The organism is Streptomyces sp. NPDC087422 (assembly GCF_044744145.1).
Taxonomy (GTDB): domain Bacteria; phylum Actinomycetota; class Actinomycetes; order Streptomycetales; family Streptomycetaceae; genus Actinacidiphila.
Map to the genome: position 1 here is coordinate 33,914 of NZ_JBIUXT010000011.1, position 16,728 is coordinate 50,641.

The following is a 16,728-nucleotide window of genomic DNA, read 5'->3' on the forward strand; positions in this document are numbered from 1 at the left end:
GCGCGGCGGCGGCCTTATGTGACGGGCGGACGGGAGTTTTTTTCCGTGGGCCCCGCGCCGCGCCTCTTGGCAGGCCCTCCCGTGAGCCGCGACACCGGTCCGAGGTCGAGCCCGAGCGGCCGGGCCAGCACCAGCGCGGGCAGGCACAGGGCGGCGGCGCCCAGCAGCAGGCCCGTGAGGTCGCCTGCCGGGCCGCCGCCGAGCCGGGCGGTGACGGCGTGGGCGGTGAGCAGCGCCAGGGCGGCGCCCGGCAGGAAGGCCGCGGTGAGCCGTACGTGGTGGCCCAGGACGCGGGGCCGCCAGCCCAGGCGGCGGCGCAGCAGCGCGGCGGTGGCCAGCAGGCCGACCGTACAGGCGAGCGCGTATCCGGCGGCCATGCCGGTGACCGCCCAGCGGGCCGGGAGCAGCGCGTAACAGGCGGCGGCGCTCGCGGCGTTGACGGCGGCGATGAGGACGTTGAGGAAGAAGGGCGTACGGGTGTCGCCGAGCGCGTAGTAGCCGCGCGCGAGCAGGTACTGGCCCGCGAAGGCGGGCAGGCCGACGGCGAAGGCGACCAGCATCCAGGCGATGGCGCGGGCGTCCGCCTCGCTGGTGGCGCCGTGCTGGAAGACGACGCCGGTGATCTGCGGGGCGAGCGTGAGGAAGGCGAAGACGGCGGGGACGACGGCGGTGCCGGAGACGGTGAGGCCGCGCGTGAGGTCGGCGCCGATCGCCGCGTGGTCGCCGTCGGCCGCGGCCCGGCTCATGCGCGGCAGCAGCGCGGTGGCCAGCGACACGGTGACGATGCCCTGCGGGACGACCCACAGGCTGTACGCGTTGCTGTAGGCCGCGTAGCCGACGCCGGTGGAGTGGCCCGAGGCCAGCGCGCGCAGTCCGGCGGAGGTGGACAGCCGGGTCACCACCCAGTACGCGCCCTGGTTGACCAGGACCAGCAGCAGCGTCCACACGGCGGCCCGCATCGGCTGGGTGAGTCCGGCGCCGCGCCAGTCGAACCGCGGGTGCCAGCGGAAGCCGGTGGCGCGCAGCGACGGCAGCAGCGCGAGGGCCTGCACCGCGATGCCCGCGGTGCTGCCGAGGCCGAGCAGCAGCGCGTCCCGGTGTCCGATGCCCCCGCTCGCGACCGCGAGGTACAGGCCGAAGACGGCGATCACGACGAGGTTGTTGAGCACCGGGGTCCACATCATGGCGCCGAACCGGTCGCGGGCGCCGAGGACCTGGCCGAGGAGCGTGAACAGGCCGTAGAAGAGGATCTGCGGCAGGCAGTAGCGGGCCAGCGACACGGTCAGGTCGCGTTGGCCGCCGCTGAAGCCGGGCGCGTACGCGCTGACCAGCCAGGGCGCGGCGAGCACCGCGAGGGCGGTGACGGCGAGCAGCGCGACCGCGCACAGGGTGAGCAGCCGGTCGGTGTACGCCTGGCCGCCGTCGGCGTGCTCGCGGGCGGCGCGGACGAGTTCGGGGACGAAGACGGACTGGAGGGCGCCGCCGATCATCAGCGCGTAGATGATGTTGGGCACGGTGTTGGCGACCCCGAAGGCGTCTCCGGCCGCCGCCGTGCCGAGCGCGGCGGTGATCGTCGCCAGCCGCAGGAAGCCGGTGGCGCGGGACACCAGCGACCCGGCCATCATCAGACCGCCGCTGCGCCGCAGGGAGTTGGTGTCGCGGGCGTGCGCCCGCCGCCCCTTGCGGTGCGTGGAGCCGTCCACTGCTGAAGTCACCCGTCGGTCCCCTGTTCACGCTGATCGTCCTGTGCCCGGTACCGGCTGGTCGCGCGGGTCCCCGTCCCCTGGGCAGACGCGCAGTCTGCCCCGGCGGTCACGGCTGACGGAAGTCGCGGGGCGGTACGGCGGGTGTCGGAAAAGTCTCTGTCACCTGACGGCCGCGCCGGGCGTGTCCTTCGTGAGCGGGCCGCCCCGGCCCGCCCCGCAGCGCGGAGGACGACGCCTTGACGATGACCACTCACCAGCGTTCCGGCTCCGGCTCCGACCGCGCCGCGAGCGACAAAGGCACCGGCACCGGCACCGGTGCTCTGCGGCTGCTGCCGATGCCCGCCTCCGCGCACGCCGACTTCGTCCGCCGCCCCGGCCCGTACACCGCGAGCTTCCTCCAGACGCCCGCCTGGGCGCGGGTGAAGTCCGGCTGGCAGGCGGAGAGCCTGGCCTGGCTGGACGAGCACGACCGGCCGGTCGGCTCCGCGCTGGTCCTGTACCGCCAACTGCCGGGCGTACGGCGGTCGTTCGCGTACCTCCCGGAGGGCCCCGCGGTGGACTGGGCCGATCCGCGCCTGGACCGCTGGCTCGACCCGCTGCTGGAACACCTGCGCGGTACGGGGGCGTTCGCGGTACGGATGGGGCCGCCGCTGGCGTACCGGCGGTGGACGGCGCGGACGTTGAAGGACGCGTCGGGCCCCGGGCGCCGGGTCGGTGACGTGCTGCCCGACCTGGTCGAGCCGTTGGGCGCGGCGGTCTCCGACCGGCTGCGCGAGGGCGGTTGGCGGCGCTGCGGCGAGGACGGGCAGGGTGGGGACGCGCAGCCGCGGCTGGTGTTCGAGATACCGCTGGCCGGGCGCGGTCTGGACGACCTGTGGACCGGCCTCAACCAGGAGTGGCGGCGCAACGTGAAGAAGGCCGCCAAGTGCGGTGTGCGCACGGGTGTCGAGGGCCCGGAGGCGCTGCCGGCCTTCCACGAGCTGCTGCGGGTCACCGAGGCCCGCGACGGCTTCGACCTCGGCCGGTCGCTGGACTACTACCGGCGGCAGTACGAGGCGCTCAACGCCGAGGAGCCGGGCCGCATGCGGCTGTACACCGCGCGGCACGAGGGCGAACTCCTCGCCGCGCACACGCTGTTGACCGCGCCGGACGGCGGCCGGGTCTGGTACCAGACGGGTGCCTCGGCCGACCACCGCCGCGAGGTGCGGCCGAGCAACGCGCTCCAGTGGCGGATGCTGTGCGACGCGCAGGCGATGGGCGCGGCGGTCTACGACATGCGCGGGGTGCCCGACGGCCTCGACCCGGCGGCGCGCGCCTACGGGCTGCTGCGCTGGAAGTTGGGCACCGGCGGGGAGGCGGTGGAGACGGTGGGCGAGTGGGAGCTGCCGCTCCAGGGCGCGGTCAACAAGACGCTGCACCGGGCGATGCACGCGTATCTGACCCGGCGCTGAACGCTCGGGGGCCACGGGCTGACAAATTCACGGGCTCACGGGCCCACGGGCTCAACGCGTAGCCCCGAAAGGGCCGTTGCCGCTCAGGCGGGGCTGGCCGCGGCGCCCATCGGCTGCGTACGGCGTACCGACCGCAGCACGGGCACGACGCTGAGCGTGCCGAGTATCCCCGCGCCCGCGATCACCGCGTAGGGCGGCACCCACTCCGCGACGGCGCCGCCGACCGTCATGCCGACGCCCTGGAGCGTCATGATCCCGGCGCCGAGCAGCGACATGGCCCGGCCGCGCATGTCCTCGGGCACGTCGTGCACGAACCACTTGTCGATGCCGAGCGCGTACGCGGTGGTGACCCCGGTGATCAGCAGCAGCACGATCGCCAGCGGCAGCGAGGGGTGCACGAGGAAGCAGACGAAGGGCAGCATCGAGACGGCGGCCAGCGGGATGGCGATCCGTTCGCGGGCGGACGGGGTGAGCAGCGTGCCCGCCAGCACCTCGCCGACGACGGTGCCCGCGGGCATCGCGGCGAGCAGGATGCCGAAGCCCGCGGAGCCCGCGCCCGCCGCGTCCGCGTAGGGCGCGGCGACGCCCTCGGCGACGACGCAGAACATCGGCGGCACCCACCACATGAGCATCAGCGAGCGGATTCGCGCGTTGCGGAACAGCCGCCCCGCGGAGCCGATCGAGTCGCGCATCATGGCGCCGGTCCCGGTGACCCGGGCGGGCCGGTCGCGGGTGCCGAAGCGCAGCAGCAGCGCGGAGCTGAGGAAGGTGCCGATCGTCACCAGCAGCGCGGCGCGCGGCGACAGCCACACCAGGACGAGACCGCCGATTCCGTAGCCGATGATCTGCGAGCTCTGGCCGACGATCCGCACCAGGGAGCGGCCGAGCACGAAGACGTCGCCGTGGAGGATGTCGGCCAGGCTGGCGGCCCTCGTGCCGGTGAACAGCGGTGTGATCATCGAGACGGACACGCGTAGCACGAAGAGAAGGGCGAGCGGCGTGGCCGGCACGGCCATCACCGCGACGAAGGCCGCGCAGAGCAGATCGCAGGCCACCAGGACGCGGCGAGTGGGGTACCGGTCGGAGATTCCGGACAGCAGGATGCCGCTGAGCGCGTAGGGCAGGAAACCGAGCGCGAAGATCAGCGCGGTGAGGACGGCGGAGCCGGTCTGCCGGAAGACGAGGACGGCCAGCGAGACCTCGGCGAAGACGCTGCCGAGGACGGACAGGACATGCGCGGCGAAGATCGGGCGGAATTCCCTGACCGCGAAAACGGCACCGTAGCCGGTGGGGGTGCTGTCGCCGGTGGCGGTCGCGCCGCTGGTAGGAGGCGTGCCGTCGCCCTTCCCGTGGGTGGTGGGAGCGGGCTGCGAACCGGTCGGCGATGGGGTGCGTCCACCTGGTGGGGGGTGCTCGCTGTCCGTTGTCATGACATCACCCTGGTGGCATGAGCACTGCATATCGTAGTGTTTCGGACTGAGCCGAATCTTGGGGGTCGTGATGTCGTTTCGTATGCGATTTGCGGCTGAGGACCTTCTGCGGTGCCGCTTCGCCATCTCACCGCTGCGGGAGACCCAGGGGGCGATACGTACCCTGTCCCGGCCGGACCGACACGGCTACCACCTGCCCTGGTTGCGGCAGGTCAGGGCCGCCGCGGCCGGTCTCGACCTGGCTCCGCTGTGGCTGCTGGCACCAGATCACGGGCACCCCCCGGACTTTCTGCACCCCCCGCCCCAGGCGCCCCTGGGCACCCTGGACGACGAACTCGACGTCGTACGGGCCACGGACCCGGACGAGGCGCACCGCCAGATCCAGGCCGCGCTGGCCCAGACCCCGGGCGCGGAGCACGGCAAGCGGGGCCGCGCGATGCTCGCCGATCCGGCCGGAACCGTACGGCAGTTGGCCGGTTTGTACGAGCATGTGTGGGCTGCCCTGCTCGCCCCGCACTGGCCCCGGCTGCGGGCGGTGCTCGAGGCGGACATCGCCTATCACGCGCGGCGGCTGGCGGACGGCGGCATGCAGCGGCTGTTCACCGCGCTGCACCCGAAGCTGAGCTGGTCGGAGGGCGCGCTGACGGCGGCGGGGCACACCTCGCACCTGCCGGATCTCAGCGGTCAGGGGCTGGTGCTGGTACCCAGCGTCTTCTTCTGGCCCGAGGCGGGCAACGCCTTCGACCCGCCCTGGCAGCCCACCGTCGTCTATCCGGCACGCGGCATCGGCGGGCTGTGGGCCGAGACCGGGCCGACCGCGTCCGCCGCGATGATCGCGCTGCTCGGCGCCAACCGGGCCGCGATCCTCAGCGACCTCGACGCGCCCAGCACCACGACGGCGCTGGCCCACCGGCACGCCCTCGCGCTGTCGTCGGTCTCCGCGCATCTGGCGGTGCTGCGCGACGCGGGTCTGCTGGCGTCCCGGCGCTACGGGCACCAGGTGCTGTACGAACGGACGCCGCTGGGGATCGCGCTCACGACCGGCGGGCTGTTCTGAGCACGCGGGACAACGGGCCGCTGACGGCGCCCGCCGCCATCCGGGCGTCCGCCATCGCGGCACTCCGCCGCCCCGCCGCTCCGCTACTCGGAGAGGTGGCGCTCCACCGTCTCGACCTTCGAGGTCAGTCCGTCCGTCACGCCTGGCCTGATGTCGGCCTTGAGGACCAGCGACACCCGGGGCGCACGCGCCTCGACCGCGGCGACGGCCCGCCGTACGACGTCCATCACCTCGTCCCACTCCCCCTCGACGGAGGTGAACATCGCGTCCGTACGGTTCGGCAGCCCGGACTCGCGGACCACGCGGACGGCGTCGGCCACGTACTCGCCGACGTCCTCGCCGACGCCCAGCGGGGTGACGGAGAAGGCGACGATCATGCGCCGACCGCCTCGCCCTGAGCGCCGCGCGCGGCCATGACCGACTCCTCGGACTCGCGGCGCAGCATCCGCTCGGCGAAGAAGCCGCCGGTGGGCAGGACGGACAGCACGAAGAAGAGGGCGCCGCGGGCCGGCGACCACTTGGCGCGGCGCCAGGCGTCCGCCCAGAAGACGACGTAGAGGACGAACAGGACTCCGTGCACCATGCCCATGACGGGCACCGCGTTGAAGTCGGTGGTCCGCTTGAGCACCGAGCAGACCATCAGCAGCAGGAACGACACCGCTTCCGGGGCGGAGATCAGACGGAGTCTGCGCAGGGCGGTGGCGGTCTTCAGGTCCACGAGAACCTCACTGTCGGTGACGGGAAACAGGCTTGTGAACGTGATCACAAGACCACCCCATTATCACCGGCCCGTATCGATGGTCCGCCCCGGGGGTAGGAAACCGCGGGACGGGCGATAGCGTCCCTGTCCACGACACGACCCGTACGCACCACCCGCACGACGTGATCCGCACGACCTGACCGACCACCCAACGGGGACCGAGACACGATGACGATGGACTGGGACCGGCGGCACTGCGCCCGCAAGGGGCACATCACCTACGCGCCCGACGAGAACCACCTGCGGCAGAAGCTGCACGCGAGCACCGCCGTCGGCACGGTGTGGCGCTGTCTGCGCTGCGGCGACTTCGTCCTCGGCGACCCGCACGGCGCCGGCCCCGCCGACCGCGCCCCCGAGGTGCCGCGCGGCCGGGCGCTGCGCGACCTGTTCATCCTGCGCTTCCTGGCCGTCGAGCGAATCCTGCGCGGCCTGCTGGTCCTGATCGCCGCCTGGGCGGTCTGGCGGTTCAGCAACTCGCAGAACGCGGTGCGCGACCTGTTCGAGAAGGACCTCACCGTCTTCAAGCCGGTCGCCGAGCACTTCCACTACGACCTGGACCACTCGCCGGTCGTCGACACCATCCGCAAGACGTTCGACTACAAGCACTCCACCCTCCAGCTCGTCGCCGCGCTGCTGCTGGCGTACGCGCTGATCGAGATCATCGAGGGCTTCGGCCTGTGGTGGGGCAAGCGCTGGGCGGAGTATCTGGCGGTGGTGGCGACCGCCGCGTTCCTGCCGATCGAGGGCTACGAGCTGACCGAGCGGGTCAGTTGGTTCAAGGTCGCCACGATCACGCTCAATGTGCTGGCCGTCCTCTACATCCTGCTCGGCAAGCGGCTGTTCGGGCTGCGCGGCGGCCACAAGGCGTTCGAGGCCGAGCGCCGGAGCGCGTCGCTGCTGGAGGTCGAGGAGGCCGCGGGCGAGGTGCCGGGCGACCACGCGCCCAAGCCGCCGCTGCCGGTGCGGCAGCGGTCCACGGCGGACGGCGTCTGATCCGCGATGCCACGCTTCCGGCTCCAGGGCACCCGGGTGCTCGCCGTGGACCTCACCGGCGACACCGTCAAGGCGAAGAACGGCGCGATGGTCGCCTATGAGGGCGAGATGACGTTCAAGAAGATGACCGGCGGCGGCGAGGGCCTGCGCGGCCTGGTCACCCGCCGGATCACCGGTGAGTCGATGGCCGTCATGGAGGTGAAGGGGCACGGCACGTGCTACTTCGCCGACCGGGCCACCGAGATCAATCTGGTCCGGCTGAACGGCGAGAAGCTGTACGTCGAGGCGAGCAATCTGCTGGCCACCGACTCCGCGCTGCGCACCGGCACCACCTTCACCGGGCTGCGCGGCGCCTCGCAGGGCAACGGCCTGTTCACCACGACCGTCGAGGGCACCGGGCAGGCGGCCGTGATGTCCGACGGGCCCGCGATCGTGTTGCGGGTGTCGGCCGCGACGCCGCTGATCGTGGACCCGGGCGCGTATATCGCGCACACCGGGAATCTGCGGCAGCAGCTCCAGCAGTCGGTGGGCTGGCGCACGGTGATCGGCGAGGGGTCGGGCGAGAGCTTCCAGATCCGCTTCGAGGGCGAGGGGCTGGTGTACGTGCAGCCCAGCGAGCGCACCACGATCGGGGGTCAGCTCTGATGCCGTTCACCAGGATCAACTCCAAGATGGTGGAGGCCGCGATCGCCCCGGGTCAGCGGATGTTCAGCCAGCGCGGGGCGATGCTGGCGTACCGCGGGGAGGTCTCCTTCACGCCGAGCATCACCGGCGGGCAGGGCGGTGTGATGTCGATGATCGGCCGCCGGGTCGCCAACGAGGCGACGCCGCTGATGACCATCGAGGGCGACGGCTCGGTGATGTTCGGGCACGGCGGGCACCACATCCACTCCATCGACCTCGCGGGCGAGACGCTGTACGTCGAGGCCGACCGGCTGCTCGCCTTCGACGGCTCGCTCCGGCAGGGCACCATGTTCATGGGTTCGCAGGGCGGTGTCATGGGCGTCATACGCGGTCAGGTCACCGGGCAGGGCCTGTTCACCACCACGCTCCAGGGCAAGGGGTCGGTCGCCGTCATGGCGCACGGCGGTGTCATCGAACTGCCCATCGCCCCGCAGCGCCCGGTGCACGTCGACCCGCAGGCGTATGTCGCCCACCGCGGCGACGTACGCAACAAGCTGTCCGCGGCGCTCGGCTGGCGCGAGATGGTCGGGCGCGGTTCGGGCGAGGCGTTCCAACTGGAGCTGTCCGGGCAGGGAATGGTCTACGTACAGGCGTCGGAGGAGAAGCTGTGAGCGGCGGTCCGATGGGCTGGGGCCCTCCGGGGGGCGGCGTACCGGGCGGCGCGCCGGGCGACAGCGGCGGTCCCGTGGTGTACGACCCGTACACGCTGCCGGTGAACGACAACGTCAACCCGTACGCCTTCTGCGTGGAGTTGGACGGGCAGTGGTTCCTCCAGAAGGGGAAGATGATCGCCTATTACGGGCAGGTCGACTTCCACGCGATCGGGCACGGCCCGCTGGACCGGCTGGTCGCCACCAGTTTCCACTCGCCGCTGCACGCCGCGGACTGGGTGGTGGCGCAGGGGCGCGGCAAGATGCTGCTCGCCGACCGGTCGTACGACATCAATTCGTACGATCTGGAGGACGGCAATCTGACCATCAGGTCGGGGAATCTGCTGGCCTTCGAGCCCACGCTGGCGCTCAAGCAGTCGATCATTCCCGGCTTTCTGACGCTGATCGGCACGGGGAAGTTCGTGGCCGCGTCCAACGGCGCGGTGCACTTCGTGGAGCCGCCGATCCGGGTCGACCCGCAGGCGCTGGTCGGCTGGGCGGACTGCCCGTCCCCCTGCCACCACTACGACCACGCGTATCTGCGCGGTGTCCTCGGCGGTATCCGCGCGATGACCGGGCTCGGCGGGGCGTCGGGCGAGGAGCACCAGTTCGAGTTCGTCGGCGCGGGGCAGGTGCTGCTCCAGTCCACCGAGACGCTGATGGCCGAGGTCGACACCGGCGGCGTGCCGGGACAGGCCGGACCCGGCGTCCCCGGCGCGGGCGCACCCGGGCAGGGCCGTTTCGGACGGTGACCGTCCCGCTACCCTGACGATCATCCGTGGTGTGACCGCCGGTAGAATTCACTCTATGGAGACCGTGACAGCAGAAGCTGAAAGCGCTACGGCTTGGCTCACCGAGGACGAGCAGCGCGCCTGGCGCATCCATCTGGACGTCAGCCGGCTGCTCATGTACCAACTCGAGCGGGACCTCCAGTCCTTCGGCCTGACCAACAACGACTACGAGATCCTGGTCAACCTCTCCGAGGCCGAGGAGCGGCGGCTGCGCATGAGCGATCTGGCGCGCTCCACGCTCCAGTCCAAGAGCCGCCTCTCGCACCAGATCACCCGCATGGAGGCGGCCGGTCTCGTCCGCCGCGAGAACTGCGAGTCCGACCGCCGCGGTCTCTACGCGGTCCTCACCGACCAGGGCTGGGCCACCATGCGCCAGGTCGCCCCCCGTCATGTCGCCGCGGTCCGCGCGCACTTCATCGACCTCATCGCGCCGGAGGACCTCGCGACCTACCGCCGCGCCATGGCCCCGGTGGCCGACCACCTCCGCACGGTCCGCGAGAAGTAGCCCCGCGGGCCTCAGCGCCTCAGGGGCTCAGTGCCTCAGGGGCTCAGGAGAGGTCCCGGGGCTCGTTCGAGGTGAGGCCGGCGATCAGTTCGTCGGCCGCCGCGTAGGGGTCGAGGGTGCCGTCGGTGACGCGCTCGGCGAGGGAGTCCAGGCGCTGGTCGCCGCGGAGGTCGCCGATGCGGGAGCGCAGGGCGGTGACGGCGATGTGCTCGACCTCGGTGGCGGCGCGGGCCCGGCGGCGGGTGGCCAGGACGCCGCGTTCCTCCATCCAGGCGCGGTGCTTCTCCAGGGCTTCGACGACTTCGTCGATGCCCTCGCCGCGCGCGGCGACGGTCTTGACGATGGGGGGCCGCCAGTCCCCCGCCTCGCGGGCTTCGCCGAGGCCGAGCATGTGGTTCAGCTCGCGGGCGGTGGCGTCGGCGCCGTCGCGGTCGGCCTTGTTGACCACGTAGACGTCGCCGATCTCCAGGATTCCGGCCTTGGCGGCCTGGATGCCGTCGCCCATGCCGGGGGCGAGCAGCACGACGGAGGTGTCGGCCTGCGCGGCGATCTCGACCTCGGACTGCCCGACGCCGACGGTCTCGACGAGGACGATGTCGCAGCCCGCCGCGTCCAGCACCCGGATGGCCTGGGGGGCGGCCCAGGCGAGGCCGCCGAGGTGGCCGCGGGTGGCCATGGAGCGGATGTAGACGCCGGGGTCGGAGGCGTGCTCCGACATACGGACGCGGTCGCCGAGCAGGGCGCCGCCGGAGAACGGCGACGACGGGTCGACGGCCAGGACGCCGACCCGCTTGCCCGCCTTGCGGTACGCGGTGACCAGCGCCGAGGTCGACGTGGACTTGCCGACGCCCGGCGACCCGGTGAGGCCGACCACGTACGCGCCGCCGGTCAGCGGCGCGAGTGCGGCCATCACCTCGCGGAGTTGCGGGGACGCCCCCTCCACGAGCGAGATCAGCCGGGCCACGGCCCTCGGCCGCCCCTGCCGCGCCTGCTCGACCAAGGTGAGGACGTCCACCACGTCTGTTCGCTCCCTCTTCCCGCTCACTACCGAAAAAGCCCGAAAAGACCCGGGAAGAACCCGGAAAAGCCGTGGAGCCGAAGGGCCGGGGCCCGTCAGTTCCCCGCGACCGTGATGATCAGCGCGTCGCCCTGTCCGCCGCCGCCGCACAGCGCCGCCGCTCCCGTACCGCCGCCGCGCCGCTTCAGTTCGAGGGCCAGGTGCAGCACGATACGTGCTCCCGACATGCCGATCGGGTGGCCCAGGGCGATGGCGCCCCCGTTCACGTTCACCTTTTCAGGGGTGACGCCCAGGTCCTTCATCGACTGGACGGCGACGGCCGCGAACGCCTCGTTGATCTCGATGAGGTCGAGGTCGTCCACGGTCAGGCCCTGCTTGCCGAGCGCGTGCCTGATGGCGTTGGACGGCTGGGACTGGAGCGAGTTGTCCGGGCCGGCGACATTGCCGTGGGCGCCGATCTCGGCGAGCCATTCCAGCCCCAGCTCCTCCGCCTTGGCGCGGCTCATGACGACCACGGCGGCGGCGCCGTCGGAGATCTGCGAGGCCGTACCGGCGGTGATCGTGCCGTCCTTCTTGAAGGCGGGCCGCAGCTTGCCCAGCGACTCGGCGGTGGTCTCGGGGCGGATGCCCTCGTCCTGGCTGAAGACCACCGGGTCGCCCTTGCGCTGCGGGATCTCCACCGGGGTGATCTCGGCGTCGAAGACGCCGTTCTTCTGCGCGGCGGCGGCCCGCTGGTGGGACAGCGCGCCGAATTCGTCCTGCGGGGCGCGCTCGATGCCGAGCCGCCCGTTGTGCGTCTCGGTCGACTCGCCCATCGCGATGTTCTCGAAGGCGTCGGTCAGCCCGTCGTACGCCATCGCGTCCAGCATCTCGATCGCGCCGTACTTGTGTCCCTCGCGGGACTTGGGCAGCAGGTGCGGGGCGTTGGTCATGGACTCCTGGCCGCCCGCGACCACGATGTCGAACTCGCCGGCCCGGATGAGCTGGTCGGCCAGCGCGATGGCGTCGAGGCCGGACAGGCACACCTTGTTGACGGTGAGCGCGGGCACGCTCATCGGGATGCCGGCCTTGACCGCCGCCTGCCGGGCCGGGATCTGGCCCGCGCCCGCCTGGAGCACCTGGCCCATGATCACGTACTGCACCTGGTCGCCGCCGATTCCGGCGCGGTCGAGCGCGGCCTTGATCGCGACACCGCCGAGGTCCGACCCGGAGAAGGTGCGCAGGCTGCCCAGGAGCCTGCCCATCGGGGTTCGGGCACCTGCGACGATCACGGATGTACGTGCCTGGCTGGTCATGGTGCGGCCCCTTCGGCTGAAGAGAGAAGTTAACGAGGGTTATCGTCAATGTACTGAGGGGTAGGCCGCTCGGTCACCCGTCGGAACGTGTGACGGCGCGCACGTTGCGTGACCACATACCGGTGCGGTGCACTGTGTCCATGGCTACTGGGCTGACCCGCATCGACCACATCGGCATCGCCTGCTTCGACCTGGACGCGACCGTCGAGTTCTACCGTGCCACCTACGGCTTCGAAGTGGCGCACAGCGAGGTGAACGAGGAGCAGGGCGTACGCGAGGCCATGCTCAGGATCAACGGCACCTCCGACGGGGGCGCCAGCTACCTCCAGCTCCTGGAGCCCACCCGGGAGGACTCCGCGGTCGGCAAGTGGCTGGCCAAGAACGGCGAGGGCGTGCACCACATCGCCTTCGGCACCGCGGACGTGGACGCCGACTCCGCCGCGATCCGCGACAAGGGCGTACGGGTGCTCTACGACGAGCCGCGCAGGGGCTCGATGGACTCCCGGATCACGTTCCTGCACCCCAAGGACTGCCACGGCGTACTGACCGAGCTGGTCACCTCGGCGGAAAAGACCACGGCAGAGACAGCGAAGGGCTCCCGGGACCACTGACCCAACCCCCGTCCTGCCCGGTAGAGTGACCGGGCCGACCGGGGTGGGCACGCGGGTACGCTCGCGCTCCGCGACGTTGATCTGACACCATTCTTCGTAGAGCTCTGTCTTCAAACGGAGTGACGAGGAATCTCACCCGGTTGGCGGGTGAGTACGCCAGGAGACCGATGGGACCGCGGAGTGCGGGGCAACGACAGCTACCAGGCTGACGACCACCTCTCTCAGCTCGAAGCCGAGATGGAGCGGCTTCGTACCGAGCGGGGCAAGGCCGTCGACCACGCCGACGACCTCGGATACCAGGTCGAGGTGCTGCGCGCCAAGCTGCACGAGGCGCGCCGCAATCTGGCGTCCCGCCCTGCCTACGACAACATCGGCCACCAGGCCGACCAGCTCCTGCGCAACGCCCAGATCCAGGCCGACCAGCTCCGCGCCGACGCCGAGCGCGAGCTGCGCGACGCCCGCGCCCAGACCCAGCGGCTGCTCCAGGAGCAGGCCGAGCACCAGGCCCGCTTCGAGGCGGAGTGGCACGCCGAGGCCATCGCCCGGCGGCGGCAGCTCGACGAGGAGCTGGGCGAGCGCCGCGCGACCGTAGAGACGCACGTCAACGAGAACGTGGCGTGGGCCGAGCAGCTGCGGGCCCGCAGCGAGTCGCAGGCCCGCCGCCTGCTGGACGAGACCCGCGCCGAGTCCGAGGCCGCGCTGGCCGCCGCCCGCGCCGAGGCCACCCGGGTCGCCGAGCAGACCCGCGAGCGGCTGACCTCGGAGGCGCAGGCCGCGCGCAACGAGGCGGAGCAGCTGCTGCGCCGGGCCCGCACCGACGCCGAGCGGCTGCTGACCGCCGCCTCGACGCAGGCGCAGGAGGCCACCAGCGAGGCCGAGCAGCTGCGCACCTCCACCCGCAGCGAGTCCGACGAGGCCAGAAGCCGGGCGATCGAGCTGTCCCGGCTGGCCGAGGAGCGGCTGCGGGAGGCCGACGAGGCGCTGCGCACCGCCCGCGCGGAGGCCGAGCGGCTGCGCGAGGAGGCCACGGCCGGCGCCGCCAAGCGCCTGGCGGCCACCGAGACGGAGAACGAGCAGCGCACCCGTACGGCCAGGGCCGAGATCGCCCGCATGGTCGGCGAGGCCACCAAGCAGGTGGACAGCGCCAAGGCCGAGGCCGAGCAGACCGTCGCCGACGCCCGCGCCGAGGCCGAGCGCATCCGTACCGAGGCGCAGGAGACCGCCCGCGCCGCCGCGTCCGAGGACGCCGCCGCCCAGCTGGCGCAGGCCGCCAGGTCGGCCGAGGAGATCCTGACCAAGGCGTCGGAGGACGCCCGCTCCACCACGAAGTCGGCGGGCGAGGAGGCCGAGCGGATCCGGCGCGAGGCCGAGGCGGAGGCCGAGCGGCTGCGCAGCGAGGCCGAGGCGTCCGCGCAGGAGCTGCGCGGCGCCGCCCAGGACGACACCGAGGAGTACCGGGCCAGGACCGTCGAACTCCAGGAGGAGGCCAGGCGGCTGCGCGGCGAGGCCGAGCAGCTGCGGGCCGACGCGGTCGCCGAGGGCGAGCGGATCCGCGGTGAGGCCCGCAGGGAGGCCGTCCAGCAGATCGAGGAGGCCGCGAGCCGCGCCGAGGAGCTGCTGGCCAAGGCGAAGGCCGACGGCGACGAGCTGCGGCAGGGCGCGGCCGCCGAGGCCGACCGGATGCGGACCGAGTCCGTCGAGCGGGCCTCCGCGCTGAACACCAAGGCCGAGGAGGCCCTCCAGCACGCCCGCGCCGAGGCCGAGGAGCTGCGCCAGGAGGCGGAGCGGCAGGCCGCGACGGTCAAGGAGGAGGCCGAGCAGGCCGCCGAGCGGCAGCGCACGGAGGGCGAGACGCTCGTCGCCCGGATGCGCGAGGAGGCCGAGACCGACCTGGTACGGCTCCGCGAGGAGGCCGAGGCCCGGCTCGCCGCCGCCGAGCAGTCGCTGCGCGACGCGGACACCGAGGCGGAGCGGCTGCGCCGGGAGGCCGCCGAGGAGGCCGAGCGGCTGCGCCAGGAGACCGCCGAGCGGGTCCGCACCCTCCAGGAGCAGGCCGAGGCCGAGGCGGTACGGCTGCGGGACGAGGCCGCGGCGGACGCGGCGCAGACCCGCGCGGAGGGCGAGAGCGTCGCCGTACGGCTCCAGGCGGAGGCGGCGGCGGAGGCCGAGCAGCGGCGCGCGGAGGCCAAGGAGCACGCGGACCGGGTCCGCGCGGAGGCCGCCGCGGCGGCCGAGCGGCTCGGTACGGAGGCCGCGGAGGCGCTGGCCGCCGCGCAGGAGGAGGCGGCCAGGCGCCGCCGCGAGGCCGAGGAGCTGCTGGGCGCCGCCCGCGGCGAGGCCGAGCAGGAGCGCGCGCAGGCCCGCCGCGAGAGCGAGGAGTTGCTGGCCGCCGCCCGCAAGCGCGTCGAGGACGCGGCGGCGGAGGCCGACCGGCTGGGCGCGGAGGCCGACCAGCGGGCCGCGGAGGCGGTCGCGGCGGCCGAGGCCACCGCGCAGCAGGTCCGCGACTCGGTCGCGCATCTGCACCAGGAGGCCGAGGAGGAGATCGCCGGGCTCCGCTCGGCGGCCGAGCACGCGGCCCAGCGGGTGCGCGGCGAGGCCCAGGGCGAGGCGGACCGGCTGCGCGCGGACGCCAACTCCGAGCGGGAGCGGGCGTCGGAGGACTCGGCGCGGATCCGCCGGGAGAGCCAGGAAGAGGCCGACGCGGCACGGCAGTTGGCCGACCGTACGGTCACCGAGGCGATCGAGGAGTCCGACCGGCTGCGCGCCGAGGCCCGCGACGACGCCAACCGGATGCGTACCGACGCGGCGGGCCAGGCCGACCAGTTGGTCACCAAGGCCCGCGAGGAGGCCGAACGGCTCGGTATCCTCGCCAAGGACGCGCTGGACACCGCGGAGCGCGAGGCCGAGGAGGCGCGGACGCATTCGCAGCGCGTCCTCGACGAGGCGCGCGAGGCGGCCAACAAGCGCCGCAGCGAGGCCGCGGAGCAGGCGGACGAGCTGATCGGCAAGGCGCAGGCGGAGGCCCGCAGGACCGCGGCGACGGCCGAGGAGCAGGCCGACGCGATGGTCGGCGCGGCCCGCGGCGAGGCCGAGCGGCTGGTCAACGAGGCGACGGCGGAGGGCAACAGCCTGGTCGAGCGGGCGCGGACCGACGCGGACACCATGCTCGGCGAGGCCAGGCACGACGCGACGGCCATAAGGGAACGTACCGAGGAGCTGCGCCAGCGCGTGGAGTCCGAGGTCGAGGAGCTGCACGACCGGGCCCGCAAGGAGGCCGCGGAGGCGATGAAGACCGTCGGCGAGCGGGTCGACAAGCTGGTCACCGCCGCCACCGAGCAGCTCGCCGAGGCGGAGCAGAAGGCCGCCGAGATCAAGTCCACGGCCACCTCCGAGGCGAGCAAGGTCCGTATCGCCGCGGTGAAGAAGGTCGAGGGCCTCCTGAAGGAGGCCGAGCAGAAGAAGGCCGAGGCCGAGCGCGAGGCCGAGCGGGTCAAGGGGGAGGCCCGCAGCGAAGCCGATCGCATCGTGACCGAGGGCAGACGAGAGCTGGAGATCCTCGTGCGCCGCAGAGAAGACATCAACGCGGAGATCTCTCGCGTCCAGGACGTGCTGGAGGCGCTGGAGTCGTTCGAGGCACCCGGTGGCGGTGTCACCGCTGGTGCGGGCGCGGGAACCACTCGTTCGAGTGGCAAGCGCATCGACGATGCTCCACTCGATTGAGCGGACATTCTCCATACCTAATAGGCAATGGCTCGGTGACACGCCGCCTGGGCC

At 72.7% G+C, this 16,728-nt stretch carries 15 protein-coding genes; 9 read left to right on the forward strand and 6 right to left on the reverse strand.

All coding sequences use genetic code 11. The annotated features are described in order from the left end of the window. Nucleotides 1-14 precede the first annotated feature (14 nt). Nucleotides 15-1,715 (reverse strand): murein biosynthesis integral membrane protein MurJ, encoded by a 1,701-nt coding sequence (gene murJ / locus ACIO6U_RS28865; RefSeq protein WP_391044624.1) that lies wholly within the window; start codon nucleotides 1,713-1,715, stop codon nucleotides 15-17. A gap of 326 nt (nucleotides 1,716-2,041) precedes the next feature. Here murJ and ACIO6U_RS28870 point away from each other — a divergent pair, with 326 nt between their 5' ends. Further along, nucleotides 2,042-3,157 (forward strand): peptidoglycan bridge formation glycyltransferase FemA/FemB family protein, encoded by a 1,116-nt coding sequence (locus tag ACIO6U_RS28870; RefSeq protein ID WP_355349677.1) that lies wholly within the window; start codon nucleotides 2,042-2,044, stop codon nucleotides 3,155-3,157. A gap of 83 nt (nucleotides 3,158-3,240) precedes the next feature. Here the strand turns inward: ACIO6U_RS28870 and ACIO6U_RS28875 are convergent, their stop codons facing one another. Further along, nucleotides 3,241-4,587: an MFS transporter gene (locus tag ACIO6U_RS28875; protein ID WP_391044621.1), complete on the reverse strand. Its 1,347-nt coding sequence runs from the start codon at nucleotides 4,585-4,587 to the stop codon at nucleotides 3,241-3,243. Between the two features lie 70 nt (nucleotides 4,588-4,657). On the opposite strand from ACIO6U_RS28875, the gene ACIO6U_RS28880 reads away from it, so the two are divergent. Beyond that, the gene (locus tag ACIO6U_RS28880) at nucleotides 4,658-5,644 is read left to right on the forward strand and encodes a DUF5937 family protein (protein ID WP_355349647.1); all 987 of its coding nucleotides are present in this window, start codon (nucleotides 4,658-4,660) and stop codon (nucleotides 5,642-5,644) included. Nucleotides 5,645-5,727: 83 nt separating this feature from the next. On the opposite strand, the gene ACIO6U_RS28885 is transcribed toward ACIO6U_RS28880, so the two are convergent. Then, complete coding sequence (locus ACIO6U_RS28885; protein ID WP_189873200.1) at nucleotides 5,728-6,021, reverse strand: MTH1187 family thiamine-binding protein; 294 nt, start codon at nucleotides 6,019-6,021, stop codon at nucleotides 5,728-5,730. Then, nucleotides 6,018-6,362 carry a DUF3817 domain-containing protein gene (locus tag ACIO6U_RS28890; RefSeq protein WP_401723535.1) on the reverse strand — a complete coding sequence of 115 codons (345 nt, stop codon included), beginning with the start codon at nucleotides 6,360-6,362 and terminating at the stop codon, nucleotides 6,018-6,020. The genes ACIO6U_RS28885 and ACIO6U_RS28890 overlap by 4 nt, the downstream gene beginning before the upstream one ends. 210 nt (nucleotides 6,363-6,572) lie before the next feature. Here ACIO6U_RS28890 and ACIO6U_RS28895 point away from each other — a divergent pair, with 210 nt between their 5' ends. From ACIO6U_RS28895 to ACIO6U_RS28915, 5 genes are read left to right on the forward strand one after another with little or no spacing between them, the layout of a single operon-like run. Beyond that, nucleotides 6,573-7,397 (forward strand): DUF2127 domain-containing protein, encoded by an 825-nt coding sequence (locus ACIO6U_RS28895; protein WP_355349651.1) that lies wholly within the window; start codon nucleotides 6,573-6,575, stop codon nucleotides 7,395-7,397. A 6-nt stretch (nucleotides 7,398-7,403) separates the two neighbouring features. After that, nucleotides 7,404-8,042, forward strand: coding sequence for an AIM24 family protein (locus ACIO6U_RS28900; RefSeq protein ID WP_355349653.1), 639 nt, complete (start codon nucleotides 7,404-7,406; stop codon nucleotides 8,040-8,042). After that, a complete protein-coding gene (locus ACIO6U_RS28905) occupies nucleotides 8,042-8,692 on the forward strand; it encodes an AIM24 family protein (protein WP_355349656.1) in 651 nt (216 codons plus the stop codon). Before ACIO6U_RS28900 ends, ACIO6U_RS28905 begins: the two co-directional genes overlap by 1 nt. Nucleotides 8,693-8,703: 11 nt before the next feature. Next, nucleotides 8,704-9,483, forward strand: a complete 780-nt coding sequence (locus ACIO6U_RS28910; RefSeq protein WP_391044824.1) for an AIM24 family protein — start codon at nucleotides 8,704-8,706, stop codon at nucleotides 9,481-9,483. 55 nt (nucleotides 9,484-9,538) lie between these two features. Continuing rightward, a complete protein-coding gene (locus tag ACIO6U_RS28915; RefSeq protein ID WP_355349659.1) occupies nucleotides 9,539-10,027 on the forward strand; it encodes a MarR family transcriptional regulator in 489 nt (162 codons plus the stop codon). A gap of 43 nt (nucleotides 10,028-10,070) precedes the next feature. Here ACIO6U_RS28915 and meaB read toward each other — a convergent pair whose 3' ends face one another. Together meaB and ACIO6U_RS28925 are read right to left on the reverse strand one after the other, a co-directional pair. Beyond that, entirely contained in the window at nucleotides 10,071-11,045 is a 975-nt protein-coding gene (gene meaB / locus ACIO6U_RS28920; protein WP_355349662.1) for a methylmalonyl Co-A mutase-associated GTPase MeaB, read from the reverse strand. A gap of 95 nt (nucleotides 11,046-11,140) precedes the next feature. Beyond that, a complete protein-coding gene (locus ACIO6U_RS28925) occupies nucleotides 11,141-12,340 on the reverse strand; it encodes an acetyl-CoA C-acetyltransferase (protein ID WP_401306279.1) in 1,200 nt (399 codons plus the stop codon). A 140-nt stretch (nucleotides 12,341-12,480) separates the two neighbouring features. Here ACIO6U_RS28925 and mce point away from each other — a divergent pair, with 140 nt between their 5' ends. Both mce and scy read left to right on the forward strand, forming a co-directional pair. Then, nucleotides 12,481-12,951, forward strand: coding sequence for a methylmalonyl-CoA epimerase (gene mce / locus ACIO6U_RS28930; RefSeq protein ID WP_355349668.1), 471 nt, complete (start codon nucleotides 12,481-12,483; stop codon nucleotides 12,949-12,951). A gap of 180 nt (nucleotides 12,952-13,131) precedes the next feature. Further along, nucleotides 13,132-16,674, forward strand: coding sequence for a polarized growth protein Scy (gene scy / locus ACIO6U_RS28935; protein ID WP_401723541.1), 3,543 nt, complete (start codon nucleotides 13,132-13,134; stop codon nucleotides 16,672-16,674). Nucleotides 16,675-16,728 lie beyond the last annotated feature (54 nt).

Coding starts and splice junctions, on each gene's coding strand:
- ACIO6U_RS28905 (WP_355349656.1), top strand. CDS start 8,042: ATGCCGTTCACCAGGATCAACTCCAAGATGGTGGAGGCCGCGATCGCC.
- ACIO6U_RS28895 (WP_355349651.1), top strand. CDS start 6,573: ATGACGATGGACTGGGACCGGCGGCACTGCGCCCGCAAGGGGCACATC.
- ACIO6U_RS28880 (WP_355349647.1), top strand. CDS start 4,658: ATGTCGTTTCGTATGCGATTTGCGGCTGAGGACCTTCTGCGGTGCCGC.
- ACIO6U_RS28910 (WP_391044824.1), top strand. CDS start 8,704: ATGGGCTGGGGCCCTCCGGGGGGCGGCGTACCGGGCGGCGCGCCGGGC.
- ACIO6U_RS28870 (WP_355349677.1), top strand. CDS start 2,042: ATGCCCGCCTCCGCGCACGCCGACTTCGTCCGCCGCCCCGGCCCGTAC.
- ACIO6U_RS28885 (WP_189873200.1), bottom strand. CDS start 6,021: ATGATCGTCGCCTTCTCCGTCACCCCGCTGGGCGTCGGCGAGGACGTC.
- ACIO6U_RS28915 (WP_355349659.1), top strand. CDS start 9,539: ATGGAGACCGTGACAGCAGAAGCTGAAAGCGCTACGGCTTGGCTCACC.
- ACIO6U_RS28875 (WP_391044621.1), bottom strand. CDS start 4,587: ATGACAACGGACAGCGAGCACCCCCCACCAGGTGGACGCACCCCATCG.
- mce (WP_355349668.1), top strand. CDS start 12,481: ATGGCTACTGGGCTGACCCGCATCGACCACATCGGCATCGCCTGCTTC.
- ACIO6U_RS28925 (WP_401306279.1), bottom strand. CDS start 12,340: ATGACCAGCCAGGCACGTACATCCGTGATCGTCGCAGGTGCCCGAACC.
- ACIO6U_RS28900 (WP_355349653.1), top strand. CDS start 7,404: ATGCCACGCTTCCGGCTCCAGGGCACCCGGGTGCTCGCCGTGGACCTC.